Source organism: Shewanella sp. (genome assembly GCF_048265805.1).
Classification (GTDB): Bacteria; Pseudomonadota; Gammaproteobacteria; order Enterobacterales; family Shewanellaceae; genus Shewanella.
In genome coordinates this window covers 26,983-52,607 of record NZ_JBLXAT010000006.1, presented here as the reverse complement: position 1 = coordinate 52,607, position 25,625 = coordinate 26,983, and the positions used below count along the sequence as shown (strand labels likewise).

The 25,625-nt window shown below is 46.1% G+C and carries 24 protein-coding genes; 13 read left to right on the top strand and 11 right to left on the bottom strand.

The features are described from left to right. Positions 1 to 33: 33 nt before the first annotated feature. The 3 genes from ACN0TT_RS05885 to ACN0TT_RS05875 all read right to left on the bottom strand — a co-directional run bounded on the left by ACN0TT_RS05885 (position 34) and on the right by ACN0TT_RS05875 (position 3,058). Positions 34 to 1,389, bottom strand: coding sequence for an ammonia-forming cytochrome c nitrite reductase subunit c552 (locus ACN0TT_RS05885; protein WP_417761347.1), 1,356 nt, complete (start codon positions 1,387 to 1,389; stop codon positions 34 to 36). A 47-nt stretch (positions 1,390 to 1,436) separates the two neighbouring features. Continuing rightward, complete coding sequence (locus ACN0TT_RS05880; RefSeq protein ID WP_417761215.1) at positions 1,437 to 2,648, bottom strand: NnrS family protein; 1,212 nt, start codon at positions 2,646 to 2,648, stop codon at positions 1,437 to 1,439. Positions 2,649 to 2,854: 206 nt separating this feature from the next. After that, a complete protein-coding gene (locus ACN0TT_RS05875; protein ID WP_275482505.1) occupies positions 2,855 to 3,058 on the bottom strand; it encodes a hypothetical protein in 204 nt (67 codons plus the stop codon). A 799-nt stretch (positions 3,059 to 3,857) separates the two neighbouring features. Between ACN0TT_RS05875 and ACN0TT_RS05870 the strand changes: the two genes are divergently transcribed. Further along, positions 3,858 to 4,544 (top strand): integrase domain-containing protein, encoded by a 687-nt coding sequence (locus ACN0TT_RS05870; protein ID WP_417761214.1) that lies wholly within the window; start codon positions 3,858 to 3,860, stop codon positions 4,542 to 4,544. Between the two features lie 22 nt (positions 4,545 to 4,566). On the opposite strand, the gene ACN0TT_RS05865 is transcribed toward ACN0TT_RS05870, so the two are convergent. Beyond that, positions 4,567 to 4,836 (bottom strand): helix-turn-helix domain-containing protein, encoded by a 270-nt coding sequence (locus tag ACN0TT_RS05865; protein WP_417761213.1) that lies wholly within the window; start codon positions 4,834 to 4,836, stop codon positions 4,567 to 4,569. A gap of 95 nt (positions 4,837 to 4,931) precedes the next feature. Between ACN0TT_RS05865 and ACN0TT_RS05860 the strand changes: the two genes are divergently transcribed. From ACN0TT_RS05860 to ACN0TT_RS05840, 5 genes are all read left to right on the top strand, one after another. Next, positions 4,932 to 5,126 (top strand): hypothetical protein, encoded by a 195-nt coding sequence (locus ACN0TT_RS05860; protein ID WP_417761212.1) that lies wholly within the window; start codon positions 4,932 to 4,934, stop codon positions 5,124 to 5,126. Then, the gene (locus ACN0TT_RS05855; protein ID WP_417761211.1) at positions 5,126 to 5,527 is read left to right on the top strand and encodes a hypothetical protein; all 402 of its coding nucleotides are present in this window, start codon (positions 5,126 to 5,128) and stop codon (positions 5,525 to 5,527) included. Before ACN0TT_RS05860 ends, ACN0TT_RS05855 begins: the two co-directional genes overlap by 1 nt. A gap of 276 nt (positions 5,528 to 5,803) precedes the next feature. Then, positions 5,804 to 7,759, top strand: a complete 1,956-nt coding sequence (locus ACN0TT_RS05850) for a Calx-beta domain-containing protein (protein WP_417761210.1) — start codon at positions 5,804 to 5,806, stop codon at positions 7,757 to 7,759. A gap of 331 nt (positions 7,760 to 8,090) precedes the next feature. Continuing rightward, positions 8,091 to 8,315 carry a helix-turn-helix domain-containing protein gene (locus tag ACN0TT_RS05845; protein WP_417761209.1) on the top strand — a complete coding sequence of 75 codons (225 nt, stop codon included), beginning with the start codon at positions 8,091 to 8,093 and terminating at the stop codon, positions 8,313 to 8,315. A 2-nt stretch (positions 8,316 to 8,317) separates the two neighbouring features. Beyond that, positions 8,318 to 9,124: a hypothetical protein gene (locus tag ACN0TT_RS05840; RefSeq protein ID WP_417761208.1), complete on the top strand. Its 807-nt coding sequence runs from the start codon at positions 8,318 to 8,320 to the stop codon at positions 9,122 to 9,124. A gap of 321 nt (positions 9,125 to 9,445) precedes the next feature. On the opposite strand, the gene ACN0TT_RS05835 is transcribed toward ACN0TT_RS05840, so the two are convergent. The 4 genes from ACN0TT_RS05835 to ACN0TT_RS05820 form a co-directional block, all read right to left on the bottom strand. Next, positions 9,446 to 10,693 (bottom strand): type II toxin-antitoxin system HipA family toxin, encoded by a 1,248-nt coding sequence (locus ACN0TT_RS05835; RefSeq protein WP_417761207.1) that lies wholly within the window; start codon positions 10,691 to 10,693, stop codon positions 9,446 to 9,448. 12 nt (positions 10,694 to 10,705) lie between these two features. Beyond that, entirely contained in the window at positions 10,706 to 11,023 is a 318-nt protein-coding gene (locus ACN0TT_RS05830; RefSeq protein ID WP_417761206.1) for a helix-turn-helix domain-containing protein, read from the bottom strand. A 158-nt stretch (positions 11,024 to 11,181) separates the two neighbouring features. Continuing rightward, positions 11,182 to 12,498, bottom strand: coding sequence for a tyrosine-type recombinase/integrase (locus ACN0TT_RS05825; protein WP_417761205.1), 1,317 nt, complete (start codon positions 12,496 to 12,498; stop codon positions 11,182 to 11,184). Between the two features lie 371 nt (positions 12,499 to 12,869). Then, a complete protein-coding gene (locus ACN0TT_RS05820; protein WP_417761204.1) occupies positions 12,870 to 12,992 on the bottom strand; it encodes a hypothetical protein in 123 nt (40 codons plus the stop codon). Between the two features lie 825 nt (positions 12,993 to 13,817). Here ACN0TT_RS05820 and ACN0TT_RS05815 point away from each other — a divergent pair. Then, positions 13,818 to 14,246: a nitrous oxide-stimulated promoter family protein gene (locus ACN0TT_RS05815; RefSeq protein WP_417761203.1), complete on the top strand. Its 429-nt coding sequence runs from the start codon at positions 13,818 to 13,820 to the stop codon at positions 14,244 to 14,246. 355 nt (positions 14,247 to 14,601) lie between these two features. Beyond that, positions 14,602 to 15,153, top strand: a complete 552-nt coding sequence (locus ACN0TT_RS05810; RefSeq protein ID WP_417761346.1) for a YSC84-related protein — start codon at positions 14,602 to 14,604, stop codon at positions 15,151 to 15,153. Positions 15,154 to 15,369: 216 nt separating this feature from the next. Here ACN0TT_RS05810 and ACN0TT_RS05805 read toward each other — a convergent pair whose 3' ends face one another. Then, positions 15,370 to 16,407, bottom strand: coding sequence for an acyltransferase family protein (locus ACN0TT_RS05805; protein WP_417761202.1), 1,038 nt, complete (start codon positions 16,405 to 16,407; stop codon positions 15,370 to 15,372). A gap of 251 nt (positions 16,408 to 16,658) precedes the next feature. Between ACN0TT_RS05805 and ACN0TT_RS05800 the strand changes: the two genes are divergently transcribed. Next, positions 16,659 to 17,180, top strand: coding sequence for a GNAT family N-acetyltransferase (locus tag ACN0TT_RS05800; protein WP_417761201.1), 522 nt, complete (start codon positions 16,659 to 16,661; stop codon positions 17,178 to 17,180). A gap of 14 nt (positions 17,181 to 17,194) precedes the next feature. Then, positions 17,195 to 17,845: a glutathione S-transferase family protein gene (locus ACN0TT_RS05795; protein ID WP_417761200.1), complete on the top strand. Its 651-nt coding sequence runs from the start codon at positions 17,195 to 17,197 to the stop codon at positions 17,843 to 17,845. A gap of 339 nt (positions 17,846 to 18,184) precedes the next feature. Here the strand turns inward: ACN0TT_RS05795 and ACN0TT_RS05790 are convergent, their stop codons facing one another. Further along, positions 18,185 to 20,506 carry a YgiQ family radical SAM protein gene (locus ACN0TT_RS05790; RefSeq protein WP_417761199.1) on the bottom strand — a complete coding sequence of 774 codons (2,322 nt, stop codon included), beginning with the start codon at positions 20,504 to 20,506 and terminating at the stop codon, positions 18,185 to 18,187. A gap of 122 nt (positions 20,507 to 20,628) precedes the next feature. Next, complete coding sequence (locus ACN0TT_RS05785; protein ID WP_417761198.1) at positions 20,629 to 21,039, bottom strand: MAPEG family protein; 411 nt, start codon at positions 21,037 to 21,039, stop codon at positions 20,629 to 20,631. Positions 21,040 to 21,196: 157 nt separating this feature from the next. Between ACN0TT_RS05785 and ACN0TT_RS05780 the strand changes: the two genes are divergently transcribed. The 3 genes from ACN0TT_RS05780 (at position 21,197) to ACN0TT_RS05770 (ending at position 25,588) form a co-directional block, all read left to right on the top strand. Then, the gene (locus ACN0TT_RS05780) at positions 21,197 to 22,417 is read left to right on the top strand and encodes a threonine/serine ThrE exporter family protein (protein ID WP_417761345.1); all 1,221 of its coding nucleotides are present in this window, start codon (positions 21,197 to 21,199) and stop codon (positions 22,415 to 22,417) included. A 350-nt stretch (positions 22,418 to 22,767) separates the two neighbouring features. Further along, positions 22,768 to 24,384, top strand: coding sequence for a hypothetical protein (locus ACN0TT_RS05775; RefSeq protein ID WP_417761197.1), 1,617 nt, complete (start codon positions 22,768 to 22,770; stop codon positions 24,382 to 24,384). Positions 24,385 to 24,490: 106 nt separating this feature from the next. After that, on the top strand, positions 24,491 to 25,588 hold the full coding sequence (locus ACN0TT_RS05770) for an NADH:flavin oxidoreductase/NADH oxidase (RefSeq protein WP_417761196.1): 1,098 nt from the start codon (positions 24,491 to 24,493) through the stop codon (positions 25,586 to 25,588). Positions 25,589 to 25,625 lie beyond the last annotated feature (37 nt).

Sequence of the window (25,625 nt, the reverse complement as noted above, 5' to 3'; positions counted from 1 at the left end):
TAAATATCAGGATGGGGAATATCATGCAGTTAGTTAGTAACCGCGCTGGGCAACCGGATCCCAGTGCTTATTGATTTCTTCCTCAATGAACGCCTTTTTCTCACGGACTAATTCTGCTTCATCTATCCCCACGGCTTGTTGGGCTTTGGCTTTGCTACTGATGTCGGGATAATAGACATGCTCGACTTTGAGTTGCTTCAATATTTTTGACAAAGAGCTACGTGCGCTCTTTGCCTGTTCGATAGCTTTATTGAGCAGCTGTCTACCTTCCTCTGGGTTATGAGCGTAAATTCCGTGTGATGACATGGCAAAATCCCAGCGCCATTGGCTGTGACGAATGTCCATTATGGCGTCATTCATCTGTTCCCAATTCGCGCCGGCGACCCATGCGGCTTTGGCCTCATAGTGCGCCTTAACCAGTAGTTCTTCTACGTCTTTTGCCATAGCATTTATCTCGTGCTTCAAGTTCGTAAGGCGTTGCTTCATTTTTTCTTGGCTGCTATGACAGCCTTTGCAACTGCTCTTAAAGTAGGGCATGGCCTTATCAACTTTATGGTTAGTAAATGCTTTACCATTTTCATCGATTGCTTCAGGCATGTGACAGGTGACGCAGGTTACACCAAGTTCCGCATGTTTACTGCGATTCCAGTGTTCATACTCTGGATGACGAGCTTTAAGCATTGGCGTTTTTGAAATCGGATGGATCCACTCATAGAATCGACGAGTGTCGTAATATTTTTCTATGTCATCAGCGGAATTACCAAAGATCCAAGGGATGTTAACAACATTGCTCTTTTCTGGGCGAAAATAATAAGTAACGTGGCATTGCCCGCAGACTTGAGCACCTTGAACTGTGGCACTTTGCTGTTCAAAGGGTTGATGGATTTTGGCCATCGCGTCACGGGCGTGAGGGCGCGGCAACGTTAGCTTTTCTGAGCCAGATTCATGACAGTCACTGCAATACACCACATTTTTTATTTCAGAGCCTAAATCGGTAAAGTTTTTCGCTGCATAACCTTCAAAGCCAAGTTCGCCTATCAGGCGTGGCGCATCCGGAGTTTTACATGTCCAGCAACTCGCAGATAGCCCTTTCTCTCCTGCCTTTGGCGCAACGCCGGTTCGGAGTGTATGACTCACGTCGGCTACAGCAAATTGATGGCCACGAGGTGTGTGGTATTCCTTGGCGTACGAAGACCCTGCCCAAAGAATGACATTTCGCGGGTTGTTTGCTAGTACATCTTCTCGCTCTGATTGCTCCTGCGTTGCTTCCCACGTTTTGTACTGCTTTGGGTAGGATTTAGCTATATCAGTTGTTCCATCGGTTGCAACAGCATTGCCGGAGGCACCAAGCAAAATGAATAACCACAGTTTTAGGTTCAGAGGCGACATTATTTTCATAGATGGTCTCACGTTCAATTTATCCAAAGTGTTTTGCATCATCCTGGACGTCCATCAACTCTTGGACGCGTTAAAATCTTGGTGTAGTAGTACACAAAAATGGCAAATGAACCAAACCAGAACACTGCTGCAAACCATAGCCAAAGGTGGGTTTGGCTGGGAAAGTAAATCGGCATGATGGCTCTAAAAATTGCAGCCAAAGGCAGACAGATAAATGCGATTCGCATGTTGGGTCCTTGGTAGATATTGCGCCCAGTGTGGCCGAGTGAAACTCGCGAAATCATTGATAGGCAAAGCATTGCCATGCCGCCAATTGCGAATAAGTGTAGCAGACAGCGATAAGCAAATTCGTCGTTAAAATACCAGCTCATCATCAGTAAGCTTATTGGCAACGTAAAATAAGCAATGTGTAAGGACCAAAGCAGTGGTTCCCTGAAAGATTTTAGCGGCATCCAGCGAGAAGCTCTGATCAGGTGGAGTACACCCGCAATGAATAGCAGCACTTGGATAAATGCACTTGGTAATAGCTCGAATAATGCTTGTAAAACCAGCGTGAGCATGATCAGTAATAACGGATATTCTACCCAAGGTAATGCGGGTTGCTTGATTGCATTCAATCTCATTGCAGTAAAGAAGCCAATCACTCGACCGCCAACAATCGTGATCAGTAACGAAAGCCACCAAAGCATCGACTGCCAAATTTGGTGTGCCAGAATAAAATCACGGACATACAATGAATAGTAACTGAGAATATTGATACATAATGCGACAATAATCATCAGTGGAAATCCAATATTGCGCCACTGTTTTACCTTATAAATACTCCTCCATAAGGTGGAGCCAACTATTCCTAAAAATAGTATGTCGAATACGGCGGGCAGAATAATGGGGAGCGGTGTAGGGATGAGCAAGCTCAAGCGTGCCAACGCCCAACAAGAAAATGTTAGCGCTAATGGCCAATTTTTAAGAGATGGCTGATTTGTCCAGTTTTGTGCTGCTGTCAGCAAAAATCCTGACACAATTGCCATGGCAAATCCGAATAGCAATTCGTGAGGGTGCCACCACAACGGTAGGATTGGCGACCAGAATGTATCTTCAAATAAGGAGTATGCTGGTAGGAGCCAAGTTAACACCCACAAAGGGATGTAGAGAGCAGCAATAATCGCCCCACCAAGAAAAAAGGGCCGAAAACCTAAGCGCCAAATGGCCGGTGTTTTAGCAACTTTGCTTGGATCATCAATATTCAACATGTTCAGTTACTGCCAAAGCCATAAGGTGTATATATTATGCAGTTTATCGCTTTGGCATCACCATACCAAATCTAGGCTCCAATTTTGGTATCAACATCTCACTTTGATACATCCATTGAGATTTGGGTTATTTCTATTGATCCTGCGAATACTCCAGATGACCTTTGGCTCCTAGGGAACAATTTGTACTACTCAAAATACTCTCGTCAATTAATTATGTTTGTGTTTAGCCAAGGAAAATGTTCGCGAAATATCATTAGCTCGCTTTGGATAATTTCTTTTTCAACTTTGATTTCAAGTTGTCCAAGTTCATAAACGTAGCTGTTGGAGTGCCATGTGCGGACGTAGTCGAAAAGTGCATCCATACAAACTGGTGCTTCCTGCGGAATAGTTAACGCTAATGTCTTCATAACGTTTTCTCCGTCACGGAAATATCACAAAATTTTAAATTCTTGTATCATAAATGTAAGGATTGTGTGTTTTTGATACAAGGTTTTTTGGCTTTAATAAGTAAATTTATCTCTTTGTGGGTACAGCGTGAGGACTACAAAGTGGTGTGTTTTAAACAGCATAATTTCAGTAGTTACAAGTCGCCACTTGATATGAGACGGCCCTTACTCATTTTCCTAATGCTACAAGTGACTTAATGTAGAGGGAGTAATGCAAAGTACCAGTTTAACCGGGTGTTAATCCATAGAAATTTTTATCCGAAACAGATGCGTTAGAGTTAAGGACCTAACACGAAAATGTCCAAAAATGAGTTTCAAGTAATGTTTGGGGGCGTTCAAAAAGACTTGTAATAACTGATCAGTTTGATAACATAAATCCTGTCAATAGCTCTTAGAGAGCAATCAAAACAGGTGTCATCCGACTGCCTACAACACGTAAAGAGGGCTGCATTAGCAGCTACCATGAATCTCCCCATTATTAGTCTTCGGGTCATCTCAGACCGATAAATAAGCATCGTAGACCCATTGTGATTTCCAACAGGAACACTTGGCTCAGCTTATTCGCTTTAGATCAGTTTAGCCCCTGCGTTTGTATTTCAAACGGCAATCATAGCCAAGGCTGTGATTCGCGGCTTTAAAACTCACCAAATTTCGGCTTCTAGCCCTCTGATCTTTGCTTATTTATTCATGTTATGACCCCAGGCTTTTCTCATATTTCTTTTCATTCTTTTTACGTGTGAGAAAACAGCTATGAGTCAACTTGGCATGGAAGTCAGAAGGCATTGCTGACAAAACGTTAAAAAATCGCCTTTCGGAATTGCGGTGGTGGTCACGCGCGATTGGTAAACCTAATGTCGTCTCGCGCGAAAATTCTGACTACGGCATTGGTACGGTGAAATCTAGTCCAATCGGAAAATCAAAAGAGCTAGACCTAAAGAAGCTAAGTAAAATCGGCTGCCCTTTCGTGCAACATTCATTGAGACTGCAGCAAGCTTTTGGCTTACGACGAGAAGAAGCTATCAAGTTCAATGTAGCCTACGCAGATCAAGGCGTTCATATTCGCCTTAAGGGCTCTTGGACCAAAGGCGGTAAATACCGTGAAGTTCCCGTTACCACAGCTGCACAACGCCAGCTATTAAATGAAATAAAAGCTTTTGCCAAAGGCGGTTCGCTCATTCCTGCCCCAAATAACTATAAGCAACAACTGCGCAAATATGAACGTGAAACAGCCGAAGCTGGTTTAAACAAGAACCACGGTTTGCGTCATCACTATGCAAGAGCCCGATATTTAGAACTGACCGGATGGAAATGCCCTGCTGACGGTGGACCAAGCAGAAAATCACTTTCAGAAGCGGACTTAGCGCACGATACGATAGTGCGTTTACAGATCAGTGAAGAGCTGGGACACGGTCGCTTTAGCGTTACTTACACCTACCTTGGCAGCTAAAATTTTTGGCATGCCAAAAAAATTAGCGCTTTCTGCCCCATTCAAGGATCTGTTCTGCGAGTTCATCTTCAACGCAAAATAGATATGCGGTAGGGACACTTAGTACAGTCGCTATACCGTACACAGTAGCAAAGTTTGGTATGTGAACCCCTTTCTCATACTGGTTCATGCGCGCTGATGCGACAAACTGATCCAGTCCCGCTCGAATGCCTAATTGCTTTTGCGATAGACCACGCATAAGACGTGCTTGCTTAAGACGTTTAGCAAACGGATTTATCTCTTTAGCTTTCATTCAAACCCAAGTTTTTCTTGAAAACTAAGATTTTCTTAGGTTAAATAAAATCCAGATACTAAGTATAACTTAGCACACATTAACTGGAGGATATTATGCTACTCAAAGCACTTAAAGTTGTTGGATGGATTGCCGTTGAAATTCTGTTACCTGATGAGGAGCAAAACCCCGAGAAGAAGCGCTTTATGGAAGAACACGGTGATGGTTTAGGTGGTGTTAATTATTATGGCAAGAGCTATACCGGCAGCGAAGCAAGCGAGGCTTATGACCGTGGAGATTTCTACTGGTAATGCTAAATCTTCACTCGTTCGTCCAAACTAATCAGGCGTTTCCTGCGGAAGTCCGCCCTTTTCTTCCAGCATTGGAAGTATTGTTATCAAGGCTAAACGGCTTAATTGATATCAATGAACCCGATGTGGCGTTTCTGAGTGATTTGGTAGCGCTAAGAGAAGAGGAAATCATGCTGCACCTGCTCAGCATGCAGCTTTGGCAGTATCGTTATGAAGCGCCCAATGGTGAGCGTTGGGATATCACTCAAGAAGCCTACAGCGATTTTATCTCGCGCCATAACGACGTTACTCGCTCTCACTACATCGATAACGCCGAGTATCTCACTCTAATCAGCACGTGGATTATTAGCTTGTGTGATTGGGAAATCAATGGCAGTTACAGCGGTGTGCAACTGCAATAATTTTTGGCATGCCAAAAAAATGGAGTATGACATGAGCCCCTTTGTAATTTTCTCGATGTGCGTTATTGGCTGGCTTATCACCAACATCGCTATTCGGTTACATCATTTTTTCAAAGCGATTGGCTTTTATGACTGATTATTTTTGGCATGCCAAAAAAATTTATACCCAACTGAGTTAAATCATTCGCAAGCTTGATGCTTTGCGTATCTATTTTATTGCCTGATGTACGGCAGTCTAACTATCGCAAATGCTGCCGGATAGGAGACTGACCACACATGAAGCGATTAACCCTACCACTGTTGCTATTAGCAACGACCGCGCAAGCCAGTGATATCCGCCCTCTTTCCAACAACGAAATGTCAGCTGAATTCCTCGCTGCAGCCGCTGCAAATAGTAGCGAAGAAACGGTTGTTGATATTGCCGTGTTTTATCAGCCATCATTTATGGCTACCTACGGTGAATATGAAGGCTATCGCCGTATTGAAGCAATGGTGAACGTCGCTAATGCCAGCTATCAAGCACATGGCTTGAATTACCGCTTATCAATTGCCGATGTACTGCCTGTTGAATCAATTCCTGACGATACGCCATTTCAAGACGTACTCGATGAAAACGGTAACATTATCCAAGATGGTGCGGAATATCTCTTCTCAATCGCAGCATTGAACACTGGTAGTCCTGAATACACCGCGTACCAAGAGCGGCTAAAGGCCGATATCGTGGTGTATATCCGTGAACAGCGCGATGCAGATACGGTATTGGGACTTGGTGGCATTGGCGGTGAATACGCCAGCGTATTGGATGATGGCTCCGACCCTGAGCGAAACAGCACACTCGCCCATGAAATCGGTCATAACATTGGTATGAATCACGAAGCGGCCAATGCCTTTGTCGGGCCTGAATATGCACGGGCATGGACCTGTGGAGGCATGAAAACCATCATGTATTCTGCCACCACTCACGCCGATACACTTAACCACTACTCAACGCCGGATATGACCTATAACGGCGAAGCATGCGGTGATGCCGAGACTGCTGACAATGCCCGAGTGCTGGTTGAGAACTTCCCCAGAGTCAGTCAACGCCGTGAAGGTGTCGCAGCACTTGGCGTAGTGTCTTTCACCGACACCGTGTATTCAGGTAATGAGCAAGATGGTGTCAATATCACACTACAACGCACTGGCGATATTAGCCAAGCGGCATCCGTAAAAGTGTTTGCTGAGAATGGTAGTGCAGTATGGGGCGAAGATTTTCTGGATGCTTATATCACCGCAAATTTTGCTGCAGGTGAAGATAGCGCAACGATAACCTACCCTATGGTGAGCGATGGTAGCGCCGAGGGCATTGAAGATTTCACTCTGTCACTTAAATACCCGTATAAGCTGTCTGTTACAGAGGCCACCGCACAAGCGAAAGTACAGGATGGTAATCAAACGGGCTATGTCGGTGTGTTTTCAATTAGCGGTGCAACGTCCATAACCGAAGGCGACAATGCTGAATTTGTCATTAGCCGCGCCGGTGGCACTGGTGAAGTAGCGGTAAACGTTAAAGCCGTTAGTGGCACCGCTATGGCTGGTAGTGACTATGTAGAGCTAAATCAAAACGTGTTGTTTGCCGAGGGCCAAACCAGCGCAACGGTGACGTTTAACACCATTGATGATACGGAATACAAATCATCCAAGGCCTTAACGCTCGTTATCTCTGTTGCTAACGACAGTGCCGAGTACGATGTTCAAGAGCTACCTATCACTATAATTGATAATGACCCTACTCCCGCAGCTCAAGGCACATTTGCGCTAACAGCCAGTGCATCATCCGTTTCAGAATCTGCTGGCAGTGTCACACTGACCATCACACGAACTGATGGTTCTGCTGATGCAGTTTCAATGAACGTTGCGACACAAGACGGTACAGCAAAGGCTGGCACCGACTATCAAGCAATAGATCAGGATGTGACTTTTGCAGAGGGTGAAACCACTAAAACACTATCGGTCGGCATTATGGGCAATTCATCCGTAGATGGTAGTCGTACATTTACTGTTAATCTGTCAGGTGAAGCGACCATTTCAGCGTCTTCTGTCATCCTGACTATCACCGACGATGATTCAGCGAACAACGGTCAAACTGGCAATGAGTCTAATGAAAGCAGAGGTGGTGGCAGCCTTGGTGGCTTAGGAATGTTTTTACTCGGGATCACCGCCCTACTCCGTAGAAAACGAATGATGAAATAGTCACCTAAAATCCTTATAACGGGCATTATTTTTTTTGGCATGCCAAAAATTTAATGCCTTTTTCTTTACCTCAAAAAAATATTTAAGCGAAATTCATCCGCATTTATACAATTCTCCTTCATATCAAACATAACAACAAAAAACTTTAAATTCATATAGATATAAATTACCAACCTAGCTTTACTGTTTAAGATATAGCCAACAAACAGTATGTTTAACTGATTTGAGAAAAACCCCCTGAAAATTGACCCGGGGTTTTCGACATCGTTCGTTATTGCTTTATGTATAAATAGTAACTGTTCAATTCAAACAGTAGAACAAGGAGTACTATATGCGTAAAGCAAAATTCTTTTATACCGCAGTTGAAGTTGCAGATTTTTTATTAATATCAAAACAAACGTTGTATAACAAAATTACTGAAAACAGAAAACACGGTGCGAAACACAAAATACCGCCCTACGTTAAACATGGCGGAAAAACGCTGTTCCCTGTCAAAGATTTTCAGCAATGGATGAACACTCAAGACTTAGTATTCTCAAATAAAGAGGATATCTAATCATGAAAAACAATGATGTTTTATTGGGAAAAATAAAAACCAAAACAGCATTAAAAGCTAAAACGTTAAAGTTATACCCAGCCCCATTGATTGATCCTTTTATTCTGCCAATGAATGAAACGAGTAAAACATACTCATGCTGCGAACACAAATTCAACATGAACATTATCGTATGTCCATTGGGATTGCCTTTTGGTATTTATGCAAGGTTGATAATTTCACACTTTTCACATATCGAAAAATTCAAATATCATCAAGAAAATATTTTTGAGTTTAGAGTCGCTCGTTCAACGAGAGAACTATTTAAAAAGATAACTGGTGGCAACATCACAACTGACATGCAGAAAGTCTTTGAAGAGCAGTTATCCAAGGTTAATAACACTTATTTTTCAAACAAATACAACCAAGAATTAGGCTGTTTCACTAAACTTATCGGTCATTTGCAAAAACGCGGGCGAGAGTACTACTACACCCCTACAGGCATTTATGAAGATAAATTAGCTAAGTTTACACCAATCGATATTCGAGTGTTGCAACTATGCCGACTTGAAAGACAAAGTTTTGCTCCAGATCTCTACATATATTTAACAAAAAAGCTTAAGTATCTAAAAACTGGAGATATAGAGTTAAATTTACACACTATGAAAGATAAAATATTCAATCTTCATAGCGATAAAAGTGTAGGAGAATTCAAAATCGAGTTAAAGAATTCTCTTAATTTCCTAAAAAAAATCTTCCAACAGTTAGAATTCGAGGTGAGAAATGAAACGATAATATTCAAAAAATGTGAACTTTTACCCGCAAAATAGTTTGTGGATAAAGTAGTTAAACATTGTGATTAATGTGCACAAATAAAACATAAGAACAAACTAATATTTGTCTTAAATATGCGTATTACATGTCTGAAAACATAAAAGATACGCCGTAACATATTGTTTTTAAAAGGTATGACATTGACTTATAAGCTAGTACTCAGATCTTTAAGATAAAAAGAAAAAGATCTTATAATTGGTCGTCAATAATATTTTATTTTTTAGTCGCTGCAGCACTAAAATTTATCCGTTAAAAACTAAGCTATGTGCATTGCCAGAAATCGATTGACAATGCCAAGCTTACGAATGTTTTAGACGTTAAATGCGAGGAGTAAAACAATCTCTGAGTAAGTCACGTTCGCCTTTGCTAATACCAGATTGCTTCGCCAGTTCTTCCCAACGCGAAACAGCATTAGCTACGCGCTGGTAAATGGCATCAGCCTGCTTTTTGCCTAGTTGAAAGTATTCAGCCACTTCAAAGGCAAGTTCAACATCAAGGGCATTGCTGACGTCATCGATATTGAGGTGTAAGCCCACAGAATTCGGCGTAGGGTTGATATCGTATGCAGGAGATAAGCGCCAGCCTGCCATATCAAAAATGAACCCGTGATTGCGTAAGTGATCATCGCTGTTGGACACCATGATATTGAATAACATTCGAGTCCAAAGCTGTTCGAGATCTTCCTGAGTATTCGAACCGTGCTGGATAAGAAACTCTGCTAGCTCAAGATAGCTCGCCCCATCGTCATTTCCGTCAAAATACTCCAACTGAGTCATTGCTGAAGTGAAATGTAGTCGGCGTCCATTATCGGTACGGTCAAACCGTTTAGTAAGAAAGATATGATGTTCTGAACCAATAGCTTGCACTTTAGACTCAGCCATTTGAATCCCCGCATCTAGCGCCATTTGGTAAACAACAAACTCCCACAGTCCGATGTCATATGAATCGTGGCGGCTTGGGAACTTAGCTAACCAAAGCGTGTTATCAGTATCTCTCACAGATGCTTTTGGACGAGCACCACCGAGCGATGAACCTGGTGAAATAAGCATGTTCAGCCATTTAAGATAATCAGGATTATCAAAATCAGGTTTATCCTCCACACCATTAGCCGCTTGTTGCAGCTCAGGAAGCGAAGTCATCGCTGGCGCGGCTAAAGCTTCATTGTTATCAAGAAAAGGGCCTCCTCGTTCGATACAGAAGCGTAGAGCACCCATTCGAAACGAATCATGCACTCCAAGTAAGTAATCTGTCTCAAATAGAGTTTTAGCCTTACGCTTTTCTTGTCGAGCAATGACAGCTTCTCGACGCTGCATCAACAGCCGTCCCCAACGGTCAGGGCATGAGTCCAGAAAAATCTTAAAGTTTCTATCATCCTCTGCGTGTTGCTCACCTGTGTACAACTGCAGAGTTGGATCAATCTGATGAACGAACTTCGAAGCAAGCCAAGTTTCATCGTATTTAAAGCTGAAATGTTCTTTGCCCCGAATTATCGATGAACGCAAAATGCCAACGGATAAGGGCATGTCTGCATCATCGATCCAGTCAGCATAGACATAAATTTCCATTGTAGCCGTCCCCTACCGTTTACCGTGTAATAACTCGATGTCTTGGAGCTTCCTGCCAAGTTCATCATCTAATGCCACCTTACCTAGATCAGCTTGCAAACCAAGCACAGCAAGTACATTGATGTAATGCCCAATCGATACGGTTGGATCGCCGCTTACGATTTTTCTTAAGGTCGGCTTAGAAATGCCTGTTCGTTTGTGCATTAGCTCTTGGCTTATCCTGCGGCGCTTCATGGCTAGCATGATGTTTTCCCCCATAATCTGTAAGATTTTCTGATTTTTGGGAAATACCACCGCACCACGCTTAGTTTGAGATTCACTGCCTTTCATAATGAAACTATATTTTCACTTATAGAGAATAAATGAAATTATAGTTTCACACTGGATTAGTAGTCAATGATTGCAATATGTCTTAAATAGAAAAGTGAAACTATAGATTCATAAATCTTGATTTAATGAAAATATAGTTTCACTTTAAACGGAGGGGATCAGCTTAACAAGCTGCTCATGAGTTCGAGCTTTTGTTCTTTTGTCAGCTCGCTGAGTAAGGATTTCATCGAATCAAGCTCAGATTTCACTTTCGGCTGTCGAAGACCGGCGCATTCTTCCAATTTTTTCGCAACGCGATCTGCTGGCTCACGCAGCTCTTCCGCAGTGAGAATGGTATAACCACCGGTGACATCATCACGTGAGGTTCGGTGGTTTAGCAGCCGTTTCAGCGTATAGCTCCCAACTCCTTGGCTTTCTGCAATCGAGATGTATGTTCGCCGCAGATCATGTAACGCGAATTTGATTTCAGAAAGTTCGTTGATTTTGGCAACCGTCTTTTTGGGCTCAATAATCCGCCCATGTTTATTATCAGAGCCAAATACATAATTGGACACTCGATACAGCTTGCGGCGCTCTAGAATTTCGGCCAAGCGGTCAGTAATGGGCAGTTCAACGCCGTCACCGTTTTTTGTATTCCCGATCCAAAATAATCGGTCTTCCATAAAAACATCTTTCCATTCCAGCTCAAGCAGCTCTGTTTTACGTAGTCCTGTGAACGCAATGAACTCAACATAATCGCAGATAGCGACCTGACTATCTTGGCGATATTTCATCGCATCATTCCGCACTTGGTTAATCGCTTTAATGAATGGCTCAAGCTGTGACTGTCGTAAGCGTGTCTGTTTGCGCTTCACGTTATTCCACACACGCTTTTCAGACAGAATACTTACAGGATTCAGCGGGAAGAGTGAGCGCCCTTCAGACGACTTGTATTCAGCTTTGGCAAAATTAAATATTGCCCTAACAGTTCGCATAGCTAGATCAGCCTGTGCCTTACTGCGTTTGGTTAAGTCGCTATGGCGTTTAAAAATCAGTGTTTCTGTAATATCTGATAAGCGCTTTTTATGCCAGTCGCGCAAATAGCAGTTCATGATTTGATGATAACCACGGGCTGTAATAGGCTTATGGGGTCTTGCTTCCATGAAAGCATTGAATGCTTCTATAAGCGTAACCGAGGCCGCTCGAAACTGACGTTTGCTATCATTGGGGTTTATCCCCTCCACGATGTCAGCCAACGCCTTACGAGCCATTTTACGGGCTGTATCAACACTAACGGCTGGATAAACGCCTAAAGTCACGGAAATGGGATTTGAACGGCCAGGAATTTTCCGATATACGCGAAATGATTTGTTGCCATTCGCAGTAACATCTAATACCAAACCTTGAATTGCCGTATCAAAATAACGCTTACGCTTAGCAGGAATTGCGAGCTTTTCTAATGCTGATTCAGTAAAGCGAAACTTAACCTGAGTCATTGGGTGCTACCTCTGTGCTACTTTGAACACAATATCTAGTGCTCTGATTTACATAATGATTTATGCATCAGAGGTATCACCAATAGCAATAACCCAATGATATACTTAGATAAAATATTAGCTAAACCGATAAAAAAGTAGTTATCAGTAAACCACTATATCTAGTCTCATAATCGTTAGGTCCACGGTTCAAGTCCGTGAGGGGCCACCATCAAATTTCTCAAAAAAGCCTGTTTTTACAGGCTTTTTTGTTTTCTATCGTTCACTAATTTATATTCAAAAATTCACTGGGTGATTACTGTGTTACCTCTGTGCGACTGAAGAAACTAACACAGCATTTCGTGGCATACGCCAACATCAGCTATCAATACTCACCACCAAATTGCTTCCTGTGCGGCATAGCGGTTCAGCGTCAAACAATGTGAATCGCTAAAATCACCGACTGATGCAATCATTGCTGTAGCCGTTATGGGTCCAATGCCCTCAAGTTTCATAAGGCGCTGGGCTTTTTCATCTTGCTTAGCAATCGTATCAATCTTGCGCTCAGACGCTTGTCTAATTCACATAATCGCTAAACAGTAATTCTCTAAGTAATGATGGCCCCCATTCTCAGCATCCTCAAGCAACCAAGGGAGCGAGGCTCGGACCTTATCACGCCTTTGAGGCATTGCCACGCCACATTCTAAAAGTAATCCTCGAATTTGATTCACTTGTGCAGTACGTTCTCCAACGAGTAACGAACACGATGTAACGCTAATACGGCATGTTGTTGCTCATTTTTGACCGGAATAGATTGCATATTTGGCCTACCAGCAGCTTCAGATATTACCTGCGCATCATTCTGATCGTTTTAATTCCTTTACGGTGTGGCGCAACGCACTGAGGTGCCATCATTTTGATTTTATGCCCAAATTTTTCGCGTTCTCTTGCCCAATAATCGGCCCCTCCGCAGCTTTCCATTCCAACTTCACAGGGTTCTAGCTGGCAGAAAAAGGTCAATAATTCAGCACGTTTAGTTGTTTTTTAAGACCGGCTTTTCTAGGGGCTGTTTATCTTTGCTGGTTGTTTTTGCAGTAGACAGCGCGTGATTTAGGCAAGGCAGGTGATGTGCCGTGGAGTTATTCTCCACAAATATCACCTAACGCTGAATAAATGGCGCTCTGTCACTGCCCGAAGGGTTCATTTAAACGCATCCTGAACTTTGTTGCCTCCAGTTTGCTTAGTTGACTAAGCGTCACTGGCTGCGCCTTGTTCATAACGCGTTTAATTTGAACAAAAATTAAACACTAAAGATAAACAGCCCCTAGCGGAGACAGGCGATGACCTCAGTGCTCACCGGCGAACTTGCCACTGAATTAGCCACCATAGCGGCCATGACCGAACTCTATTGTCGCGTGCACCATCACCCGACCGACAAGCTGTGTGATGATTGTCGAGCACTCATCGCCTATGCTGAGACTCGCTTAGACCGCTGCCCTTACGGCCATAGCAAACCCGCTTGCCGCCACTGTCCAATTCATTGCTATAAGCCGGAGCCTAAAGCGTCGATCCAGCAAATCATGCGCTATAGCGGCCCAAGAATGTTACTACGCCATCCGCTTTTGGCGCTGCGCCATTTACGCCGTGAGCGACGTCCATTTCCCACGCAGCCGCCACACAATCAATCTCAACGTTATTTGCGCGCGCAAGCCGATGATAAAGCAAAGACAACTGCTGGCATTGCCGCAACTGAACATGATAACCACTAAGCTTCATCAGCTTGCCCGCGAGCACACGCTCGCCAATGCCCTGCCTAAGAATATATCTGCGTGCCACGTCATAAACATCGGGTGTAAATCCAAGGACTAGCGTATCCTTTAACGAGAGTTACAACGGCTGAATCTGCCGAGTCTTTCAAATGACGTGAACGCAATATCTATTAAACAAATCAATTAAATAAACTGAATCGCCCCTGACAGCAAAAGCAAAAGGCACGGTCAACTACGCTTTTTCTGTATCAGTGACTAGGAATTTGACACGGCATAGGTAATCTTATGCCGTCAGCACTTATGATGAAAATACAGAATGGAGGTGCTTATGACTTTATTTAAAAAATTCACCGTTATGATGGTAACGATGTTGACAGGGGCATTGCTAGCCACCAGCGCCGCAGCAGATGACAGCTACGGTGCGGCTTTGGCTGAATTCCAAAAAGCATCTGAAACACAAAAGTTTTTTGATACCGCCTATGGCTATGCGGTATTTCCTACCGTAGGTAAAGGCGGTATTGGTATCGGCGCAGCATACGGCAAAGGTCGAGTGTATCGCGGCGGCGTTTACACCGGTAATTCCACCCTGACGCAACTGTCTATTGGCTTTCAGTTGGGTGGCCAAGCCTATAGTGAAATCATCTTCTTCAAAGACGCCAAGTCATACAATGATTTTACCAGTGGCAGTTTTGAATTTGGCGCACAGGCTTCAGCCGTCGCGATTAATGTCGGCGCCAATGCCCAAGCTGGCACCACAGGTAACTCAGCTGGCGCAGGCCAACACGGTGGTAACCAATCAGCAAAAGCGGCCTACATCAACGGCATGGCGGTGTTTACCGCAGCTAAAGGGGGTTTGATGTTTGAAGCTGCACTGGCTGGACAATCATTCACTTACGAACAGCGCTAAGCTTAACCCTTTGCTAAAGGGAGGCGCTGCCTCCCTTTTTTGTGACCGCTTGTCAGCATCGGCCACTGCCATTCGGTTAGCGACGCTACCCACTCAGCATCACTAGTCCGCCACTGTGCTGTTGTGGACGCCAAATCTTGTCAAGCCCCCGAAAACAACAAAGCTCCCAGTAGAGAGCTTTGTTCAACTTACAACTTACGGCTTATAGCTGAAAACTTACCACCCCATGACCGTTTTACTGCGGTCGCCAAAGCAGCGTTTCAACCACAGCGCTATCAGCACGCTGCCCCACAACTGTATGCTGAACAACACCACAGAATAAGCAATAGAGGTAACCGCAGAGTCTGGCGCCAAGCGGAAATGCAGCTGTTGTGATACAACACCGATAAGAATTGTCAGCAGTGGATGCAGGAAGAAAATGGCAAAGCTCATATCTGCTAAACGGGTCAACCAAGGCATCTCTTTGCCTTGCGCCAGCCATTCACAGCCCTGCAATGCCAACACACACAGCGCCATTTTCTGAATAAACTGCCAATCGATGCCAGTATATTGCCAAAAATCTTTGTGGTAGTTGCCTAAATGGCCTTCCACATAAGTTTGCATCACTAAAGTAAGCGCCAGTACCCCCCAAGAAACCCACTGCAAGGGCACTTTTATGCTTGCTAAGCGCGTATCATCTTGAGAGTAGCAGATGCCCAACATGTAAAAGGGCGTAAAATACAGTACCGATTGCAATACATTGACGTTGCCTATCGGCCGCTGCACCACAATTGCCACCAATGACAAGGCTATTAATAGGCCCCAACGCGCTTTAGCTGAGAGTTTGATGTATTCCATAAACAGCGGTGAAATTAAAAATACCACCAAAATAAATGGAATATACCAGTGAGGATACAGCACGTAACCGTTGCGTAAGGTGTACCACATATCGAGCGGCACTTGCTCCAGCGGGTGTTTGTCCAACAGCAACCATTGCGGAATTAATGCAAACAAGCCGATAAAAGAGATGATCAAAAACGGCCACAGCACGTTATTGATTTTATTCTGCATAAAGCTGCGAAATTCAAAGCGCTTGTAAAATACGCGATGAAAGAAATAACCTGAGATAAACACAAATAACGCGGTGCCACCGCGTAACAGATTTTCCAGCAGTAACGGAAAGCCTTCACCTGAATTGTAAATACTGTGCCCCGCCACAATCAGCATGATGGCGATGCCCCGCATGTAAACAAACTCTAACTGTTTCTGACGCATGTTGCCCTCGATGATATTGGAAAGGAAACAAACAAATAGGAGATAATCGTGCTGCTGAAAGGCTGATGGAATGCTGTACAGGCTTGATAATAACGTTTTTTTTCGACGAGGCAATATATACGCAAATAATAATTATTCGCCAATAACTTCATTATGTTAAACCGTTTTTGCTGCTAAAATTATCGTGCTAAATCACAACATTTAACCAACAAAAAAACAAACTCTGCAGTCCATACAGAAAGGACAGTTTCATGAAAGCTCGCGCAATAGATAAAACCGATGCAGCGCGATTATCGGATTACTTTCTACGTAATCAGCCGCACTTTAAGTCGTGGGACCCACTACGCCCAACTGGCTTCCACAGCACTGCCAACTGGCAGCAGCGGCTTAATCATATGTTTGCCCAACCACGTAGCGAGTATTGGTTTGCCCTCGAACATGAACAGCGCATAATCGGCCATTGTGCCCTGAGTAACGTGGTACTTGGGCCATTTCAAGCCTGCCACATGGGCTATGGAATTGACGTAGATTATCAAGGACAGGGGTTAATGCCGCAGCTGTGCCATGCCGCATTGGCATTTGCTTTTAATCGGCTAAAGCTGCATCGTGTTATGGCGAATTACATTCCGCACAACGCACGTTCAGCTAAGCTGCTGCAACAGCTGGGCTTTGAAAAAGAAGGGCTTGCCAAGGAATACTTGTGTATAAATGGCGAGTGGCAAGACCATGTATTGACCTCATTGCGAGCGTCACATTACTTGCCGAAACACTAAACTGACGGACAGCTATGATAAAAGTACATCATCTCGAATTATCCCGTTCATTTCGCGTCATCTGGCTTCTTGAAGAACTTAGCGTGGACTATGAGCTAGTCACCTATCGGCGAGATCCCAAAACCTACGGCGCACCAGCCGCCCTAAAACGGATACATCCTCTGGGCAAGTCGCCGGTGATCACCGATGGCGATATTACCGTTGCCGAGTCGGCAGCTATCATTGAATACCTGCTGGACAAATACGACACCGAGGGCAAGTACCGTCCGACGAGCGGCCAAGCGCTGCTCGACTATCGCTATTGGATGCACTTTGCTGAAGGCTCAATGATGCCGTTACTGGTGATGCGCTTGGTACTTGTCAAAGTTAAAGAGCGGCCGATGCCGTTCTTTGTTAAACCCATTGCACGCAAGCTAATGGATGCGCTCGACCAAGGCTTTATTATGCTGCGGTTACAACCGCAACTTGAGTTGGTTAACACTTGGCTCAAAGACCATGAATGGTTTGCAGGCGACAGCATCAGTGGCGCTGATTTTCAAATGGAACTGGCGCTACGCTTTGCGGCCAACCGTGCCGACATCAGCGGCTTAGATCATATTACCGCGTATTTAGATAAAGTGGCTGCACGTCCAGCTCATCAGCAAGCCGATACTCGCGCTAAATAGCGCTGTGAAACTAGGGGCTGTTTATCTTTAGTGTTTAATTTTTGTTCCAATTAACCGCGTTATGAGCAAGGCGCAGCCAGTGACGCTTAGTCAACTAAGTAGACTGGAGGCAACAAAGTTTAGGAGGCGTTTAAATGAACCCTTCGGGCAGCGCCAGAGCGCAACTTATTCAGCGTTAGGTGATATTTGTGGAGAATATACACGGCACATCACCTGCCTTGCCTAAATCACGCGCTGCCTACTGCAAAAACAACCAGCAAAGATAAACAGCCCCTAACACGTTGGGCAAACAACAACGTCAGCAACATGCTGGCGTTATTTTTTTAGGCGTTGGACGAATTAACCTTGCTTCACTTTTTGCGCTGCGGGCTTAGTACCAAATTTTGGGCGAGCGCCGGGCCGAGGATTACCACGACTGGCGTTGTTGCCGCCTTTACTCGCTTGCCCATTATTGGCAGCAGGTTTAGCGCCGGCCTTGGCACCATTACTGTTGCGATTGTTCGCTTTTGCGCCGCTATTGGCCGCGCCCTGCCCCGCTTGATTAAATTGGTTCGAGCTAAAACGGGTTAATCCTTGTTGTCCTTTGCTCGGCTTACCACCGTTCTTGCGGGCAAACTGCTCGGCACGACCTTCTGGTGGCACCAAATGCTGAGGGCCAGTACCAATTAAATCTTCGCGTTTCATCGCCACTAGCGCTTCACGGATCAGCGGCCAACCCGCCGGATCATGGTAACGTAGCAAGGCTTTATGCAAGCGACGCTGGCGTCCCTTCTTGGCAATCGGCACCTCTTCACTGTCGTGTTTGACGTTACGTAGTGAGTTCAGCCCTGTGTGATACATGGTGGTGGCATTCGCCATTGGCGATGGATAGAAGTTCTGCACTTGATCCAGCTTGAACTTACGCTCCTTTAACCACAGCGCCAGATTGAGCATGTCCTCATCTTTGGTGCCGGGATGCGCCGAGATAAAGTACGGGATCAAGAACTGCTCTTTACCCGCTTCTTTCGAATATTGGTCAAACAGCTCTTTGAAACGGTCATAGGTGCCCATACCGGGCTTCATCATTTTTGATAATGGCCCCTCTTCGGTATGCTCTGGGGCAATCTTCAAATAGCCGCCGACATGGTGCTTGACCAGCTCTTTCACGTAGCGTGGGTCTTCAATCGCCAAGTCATAGCGCACACCAGACGCAATCAGCACTTTCTTAATGCCGGGCACATCACGCGCCGCTCGGTACAGGTCGATGGTGTGCTGATGATCTGTATCTAAGTGGCCGCAAATCGCCGGATAAACGCATGACAGACGGCGACAGGTTTTCTCTGCCTTTTCGCTCTTACAACCTAAGCGATACATGTTGGCAGTTGGGCCACCGAGATCGGAAATAACACCGTTAAACCCAGGCACTTTGGCTTGGATGTCTTTGATCTCTTTAACAATCGACGCTTGCGAACGGCTTTGAATAATGCGGCCTTCGTGCTCAGTGATAGAGCAGAACGAACACCCACCAAAACAACCACGCATAATGTTGATCGAGGTTTTGATCATGTCATAGGCAGGGATTTTCTCCTTGCCGTAGATGGGATGCGGCACACGCTGATAAGGCAGATCAAACACCGCATCCATCTCATCTGTGTTCAACGGGAAAGCGGGTGGATTCACCCACACTCCGCGATCACCATGCATTTGGAACAATGCCCGCGCGCAGCCTGGGTTGGTTTCTTGGTGCAATACGCGTGACGCGTGAGCGTAAAGAAAGCGGTCTTCGCTTACTCGTTCAAACGCTGGCAACAACACGTAAGTTTTTTCCCATGGGCGAGGTTTAGGTGGCTGCACACTGATGGCCTTCGGCGCGTCATTATCAAACACTTTCGCGGCACTTGGGCCAGATAAGTTTTGGCAGCCAACATCGTCCGCGCCATAAGGATTCGGGATAGGCTCAATCTTATGCAGTTGGTCGATTTTACGGGAATCAACGCCGCGCCACTCTGGTAGCGCTTCGTGGCGCAAAACCGCGGTGCCACGTACATTTTGCATCTCATCAACGCTGGCGCCACGGGCATATAGGTGTGCCACTTCGGCCAGTGGGCGCTCGGCATTGCCGTAAATCAGCATGTCGGCTTTGGCATCAAACAGCACACTGCGGCGTACTTTATCTTGCCAGTAATCGTAATGTGCAATGCGGCGCAGACTGGCCTCAATACCGCCAATCACCACCGGAATATCTTTATAGGCTTCTTTACAGCGCTGGGTGTAAACAGTCACTGCACGGTCTGGGCGTTTGCCGCCCACATTGCCGGCGGTGTAAGCATCGTCATGACGCAGCTTACGGTCGGCGGTATAGCGGTTGATCATCGAGTCCATGTTGCCCGCAGTGACGCCGAAAAACAGGTTCGGCCGTCCGAGCTGCATAAAGTCATCTTTGCTGAGCCAATCGGGCTGAGAAATAATACCGACGCGAAATCCCTGCGCCTCCAACTGACGTCCAATGACTGCCATCCCAAAGCTAGGATGATCGACATAAGCATCACCGGTAACCACAATAATGTCACAGCTATCCCACCCAAGCTGTTGCATCTCCTTTTTTGACATAGGTAAAAAAGGCGCAGGCTTGAGATCAGCGCGATAAGGTGTGTGGTGGAATAAACTGGATTCGACTTGCATGAACTTAACCCGTAGAAATCTGCTGACTGACAACACTTGTCAGGGGCGCGGAGTATAACAGCAGCCCGTGATTCAGTGTGAACAATATTTCAGCAAAAATCGTATTTTCACCGCGACATAGGCTAATTTGCCAACCAGTAACTTGCCACCCAGTACCAACTGTTTAATAAGCTTAATAGCAGTAGGGTTATCCATGTCAGCAAAATGCCGATCATACGCCCACTATGCACATTGCCCTGCGCTTTAATCATACCAACAGCGTGCAACACACGGCCAAGTAACCAAGCTATGCCAAAGGTGTGTAACCAAACAGCGTCCAAATGGGCAGCCTCGGCCATTGCCAGTAGCAGTAACACCAGCGGCGCATATTCAATAAGGTTGCCTTGCGCCCGCATCGCCGCAATCAATGCGGGTTGGTTGCCATCGCCAATGCCAACCTTGGTCTTTACCCGCACCGATACCACGACCGCACTGAGTAGCAGTAACAATAATCCGGTTAAACCAGCATATAACCCTGAAATATAAAATGTCATTGATGGCTTTCCTTTGCGTCCGCCTGATGCTGCTAAGTATGACATTGTTTCTCAAAAATTAATTTATTGTGTCATGCTGCCTTTTATCGCACAGTTACTTACAATGCGCGCCAGTTGACTGGCTCCGGTCATGACCCCATATGTGGCAGGTTTTACTGTGGATAATCTGGAATTTATCGAAAAACGCCGTTTCATCATCAAGCTAGGTAAAGCGCTGCACAAATTTGGCACCCCCGCTTATCGGCTTGAAACCCATCTACAAACCGTGGCGCTCACTTTAGGCTTAGACGGCTATTTTCTGATTTCCCCCACCTCAATGACCTTTGTGTTACAACACGATACCGACCAAGAATATAACCATGTGGCGCGGGTTAAACCCGGCGAGCTAGATCTGGGTTCGCTGGCACGGACCGATGAGTTGGTTGAAGAGCTGCGTACTGGTCAACGCACCTTGGCTGAAGCGATGGAGCGGTTGGAAGATATTGCTAACAAGCCCAATCCCTATGGCCCGCTGCTGACCTTATGCGCCTTTGGTACGTCGGCGGCGGCCTTTGCCATGTTGATGGCCACCAGCTGGAACGACGTGTTTTGGTCGGGCATCGTCGGCCTATTGGTCTACGGTTTGGCCTACCGTGCGGAACGTTCTAAACGCATGGCAGAAACACTGGAGCCCGTCGCGTCGCTGGTTGCGGGTATCGCCGCCTGCGTGATTAGCCAATTTGATGCGTCGATCAATATTCCGGTAGTGATCCTCTCCGGCATTATTGTGCTTATTCCGGGTTTGGCGCTGACCCTCGGCTTGGCCGAGTTGGCCGCGCGAGATTTGATGTCCGGCACTATGCGCATCATGGATGCGATGATGTTGCTGTTTAAACTCTATTTTGGCGCAGTGCTTGGTGTTGCCATCGGCAATGCCATCTTTGGCGAGTATCTGTTTATTGAACCGCTGCCGTTGCCACGCTGGGCCAGTTGGCTAGCTGTGCCGCTGTTATCCTCCGCGTTGGTATTTATCTTTAAGGCACGCCTAAAAGATGCTCCTTGGGGCATCTTTGCTGGGGTCCTGGCCTTTTTCTCCGCCATGGCAGGCGGTATCTATCTGGGCGATTCCATCGGGATTTTTGTCGGTGCGTTAGTCGTCGGGATTTACGCCAATCTGTTTTCACGCTGGACCAAAGCGCCTGCATCCATCGCCTTGCTGCAAGGCATCGTGATTCTCGTGCCCGGCAGTAAGACCTACATGGGGCTTAATGCCTTTATCTCCGGCGAGAGCATGTTGAATATGTCGCATCTGGGCCCCCAACTATTTTTGATATTTATGTCGTTGATTGCAGGTTTGATTTTCTCTAACGTGGTCATTCCGCCGCGCTCAACACTTTAAAGCATCTAGGGTCTGCTGACCTTTTCTGGTTATTTTTGCAGCTGGCAGAGCGTGAATTAGGCAAGGCAGGTGATGTGCCGTGTAGTTATTCTCCACCAACACACCTAACGCTGAATACATGGCGCTCTGGTGCTGCCCGAAGGGTTCATTTAAACGCCTCCTGAACGTTGTTGCGCCCAGCTTGCTTAGTTGACTAAGCGTCACTGGCCGTGCCTCGTTTATAACGCGTTCAACTTGAACAAAAATTAAACACAAATTTCAACATAAACTAACAACTTATTCACAAAAAACGTCTATCCTTTTAAAACGTCGGCCAGTTTTTTTGCGCCGCACTATTAGGGGAAACGCTTATGTCCAAAAGCTGCCGAGTTGTATTGCTGATCGTCAGTTTGATCAGTTGTTCTGTTGTTGCAGCCACCGCCCCTCTCAACGCTGAAGAACTGCACTATCAAGTTGGCAAAATCATTGTTCTCAGCAACCCTATTTTTGATGAATCCGCCGACAACGCTATCTTTCTGCACCATTGGGCCAACTCACTGCATGTGAATACACGCGAATATGTGATTCGCGATCGCTTGAGTTTTGAGGAGGGGGACACCGTTACCCGCAAAATGTTGGATGAAGCACAGCGGATTTTACGCGCCGAACCCTATTTGCGTGATGCGCGCGTAACCATTGCCGAAGCCGATCCCGCCGCCAAACAACCGCAAGGCACGGTCAATGTGCTGGTAGAAACTTGGGACCAGTGGTCGCTGCTGCCCACTATCGACTTTGGCCGCTCCGGCGGTAAAAACCACTTCTCGCTGGGGATTAAAGACGACAACATTCTCGGCTCAGGCATTCAAAGTGAACTCGAATACCAAACCGATGAAGACCGAAACGGCTATAAATTGAAAGTGGAAGCCCCAATATCTTGGGTGAAACATGGGCAAATTGCGGGGGATTTTACCAGCAACAACGATGGCACTGAGGCGTTCTTAGCTTTTAACAAACCGTTTTATACCTTGGCAGATGATTATGGCTATGGCGCCAGTTATAACCGTAATAACCGCATCAACACATTTCGCCAAAATGGTGAAGATATCAGCGAATATCGAGAACGGTCGCAGTTTAATCAACTGTACTGGGGGGTAAAGTTTGCCGAGTCCAGCAGTGACCGACAGCGTTTGCGGGTAGGGATTACCCAAGATTTTCACGAGTTTGATAGCGAAGGCAGCCGCACACGCATTCCTGTCCCGCGAGACCGTCAGTTTCTGTATCCGTGGTTGTCGTGGGAATATCTGCAAGATGACTTTGTGGTGATGCAAAACATCCACCTAATTAACTTCAATGAAGACATTAACTTAGGCTGGCATCACCATGCCAAGCTTGGCTTAGAAACTCATGACAATGACGGACTGGGTTATCACTTTTGGTGGGACACCACCCGAGGCTACAGTAGCGAGCAACAACTGTTGCTATTAAGTGCCGAGCTACAATTAACCCACGGCACCACTCAGCCCAACTTTTACAGCGCGGGCACCAATGCTGAATACTTCTATCGCTTTAACCGAAAGTGGGTGGCTTACTCTCATGTGCGGCTACAAACCAGTAAAAACCGTTATCTCGACTGGCCATCAGGGCTAGGCGATGCCAACGGCGTGCGTGGTTATCCCAACGAGTTTCAACTCGGTGATAACCAATGGTTGTTTACCGCTGAGCTGCGCAACTATCCCAATATTAACCTGTACCAGTTGGCTGAATTAGGATGGGTGGCATTTGTGGATGTCGGCCGCGCGTTTGGTGGGGAGCTAGCCGAACATAATGAGATTACCGGAGCGATAGGTGCGGTTGGCGTTGGCGCTCGCATTTATTCATCCCGTTCGAGCTATGGTAACGTCGTGCATATCGACTTCAGCATGCCATTTAGCGACAGTGAACACGTGGATGGTTGGGAATGGCGTTTCGAAGTGAAACGGCAATTTTAACCAATTGTTATCACGAAAAGTCTAACCACCGATTTTAGCTGCAAAATCCGCTGTACGAGATTAGGATGACACGATTATATTTTGTGGATAAGCGGGAGATTACGCTGTGCCCCATCTATTTACACCGATAACTTTTGGCCCACTCACCTTAACCAACCGTATCGTGGTTGCACCAATGTGTATGTACTCGGCCGAAAATGGTTTAGTACAACCTTGGCACTGGCAGCACTATGGTAACTTGTCGCAATCTGGCGCTGGCATGCTAATTATTGAAGCGAGCGCGGTAGCACCTGAAGGCCGAATCACTCACGCCGATGTGGGCATTTGGAATATTCATTGTCAGGATGCGCTCGGTAAGTTGTTGCAAGATATTCGCCGTGACTCCAACATGCCCGCCATTGTGCAAGTTGGTCATGCGGGTCGCAAAGCGTCGTGCAATCGACCTTGGGACGGTGGTAACCAACTGCCGCCATCGGATGCCAACGGTTGGAACACCCTCGCGCCAAGCCCTATCCCTTTCCAAGCCGAAGATGTGCCGCCACGTGAAATCACTCAACCAGAAATTCATGAACTGGTACATCAGTTTGTGGCTGCGGCGCAGCGAGTGCGTGCGGCAGGGTTTGACGGTGTAGAGATCCACGCCGCTCATGGTTACCTACTGCACCAATTCCTGTCGCCAATTAGCAATAAACGCCAAGATGAATACGGCGGCAGCTTAGAAAACCGTATGCGTTTACTGCTGGCGGTGTTCGATGCCATTAAAGAAACTCTGCCACAAGACTTTATGGTCGGCGTGCGCCTGAGCGCTACCGACTGGGTTGAAGGTGGTTGGGATCTTGAACAGAGCATCGCGCTGGCGCAGTTACTGGATCAACGTGGTTGCCACTACTTGCATGTATCTAGCGGTGGTTTGTCACCTCAGCAACAGATCCCCGTTGGCCCGGATTACCAAGTGCCACTGGCACAAGCGATTAAGGCGCAAGTCTCCATGCCGGTGATCGCGGTGGGCTTGATTACTGAGCCAGAGCAAGCTGAAGCGATTTTAGAAAACGGCCAAGCCGATGCTGTCGCGTTAGCGCGCGGTATCTTGTACAACCCACGTTGGCCGTGGCATGCCGCCGCCAAGCTGGGCGCCGAAGTGCAAGCCGCTCCACAATATCTGCGTTGCCAACCACACGGGCTCAAGGCGTTATTACACCGCTAAATTAGCGATGCCTCTTGCTGAGAGAAAGGTGCGAATA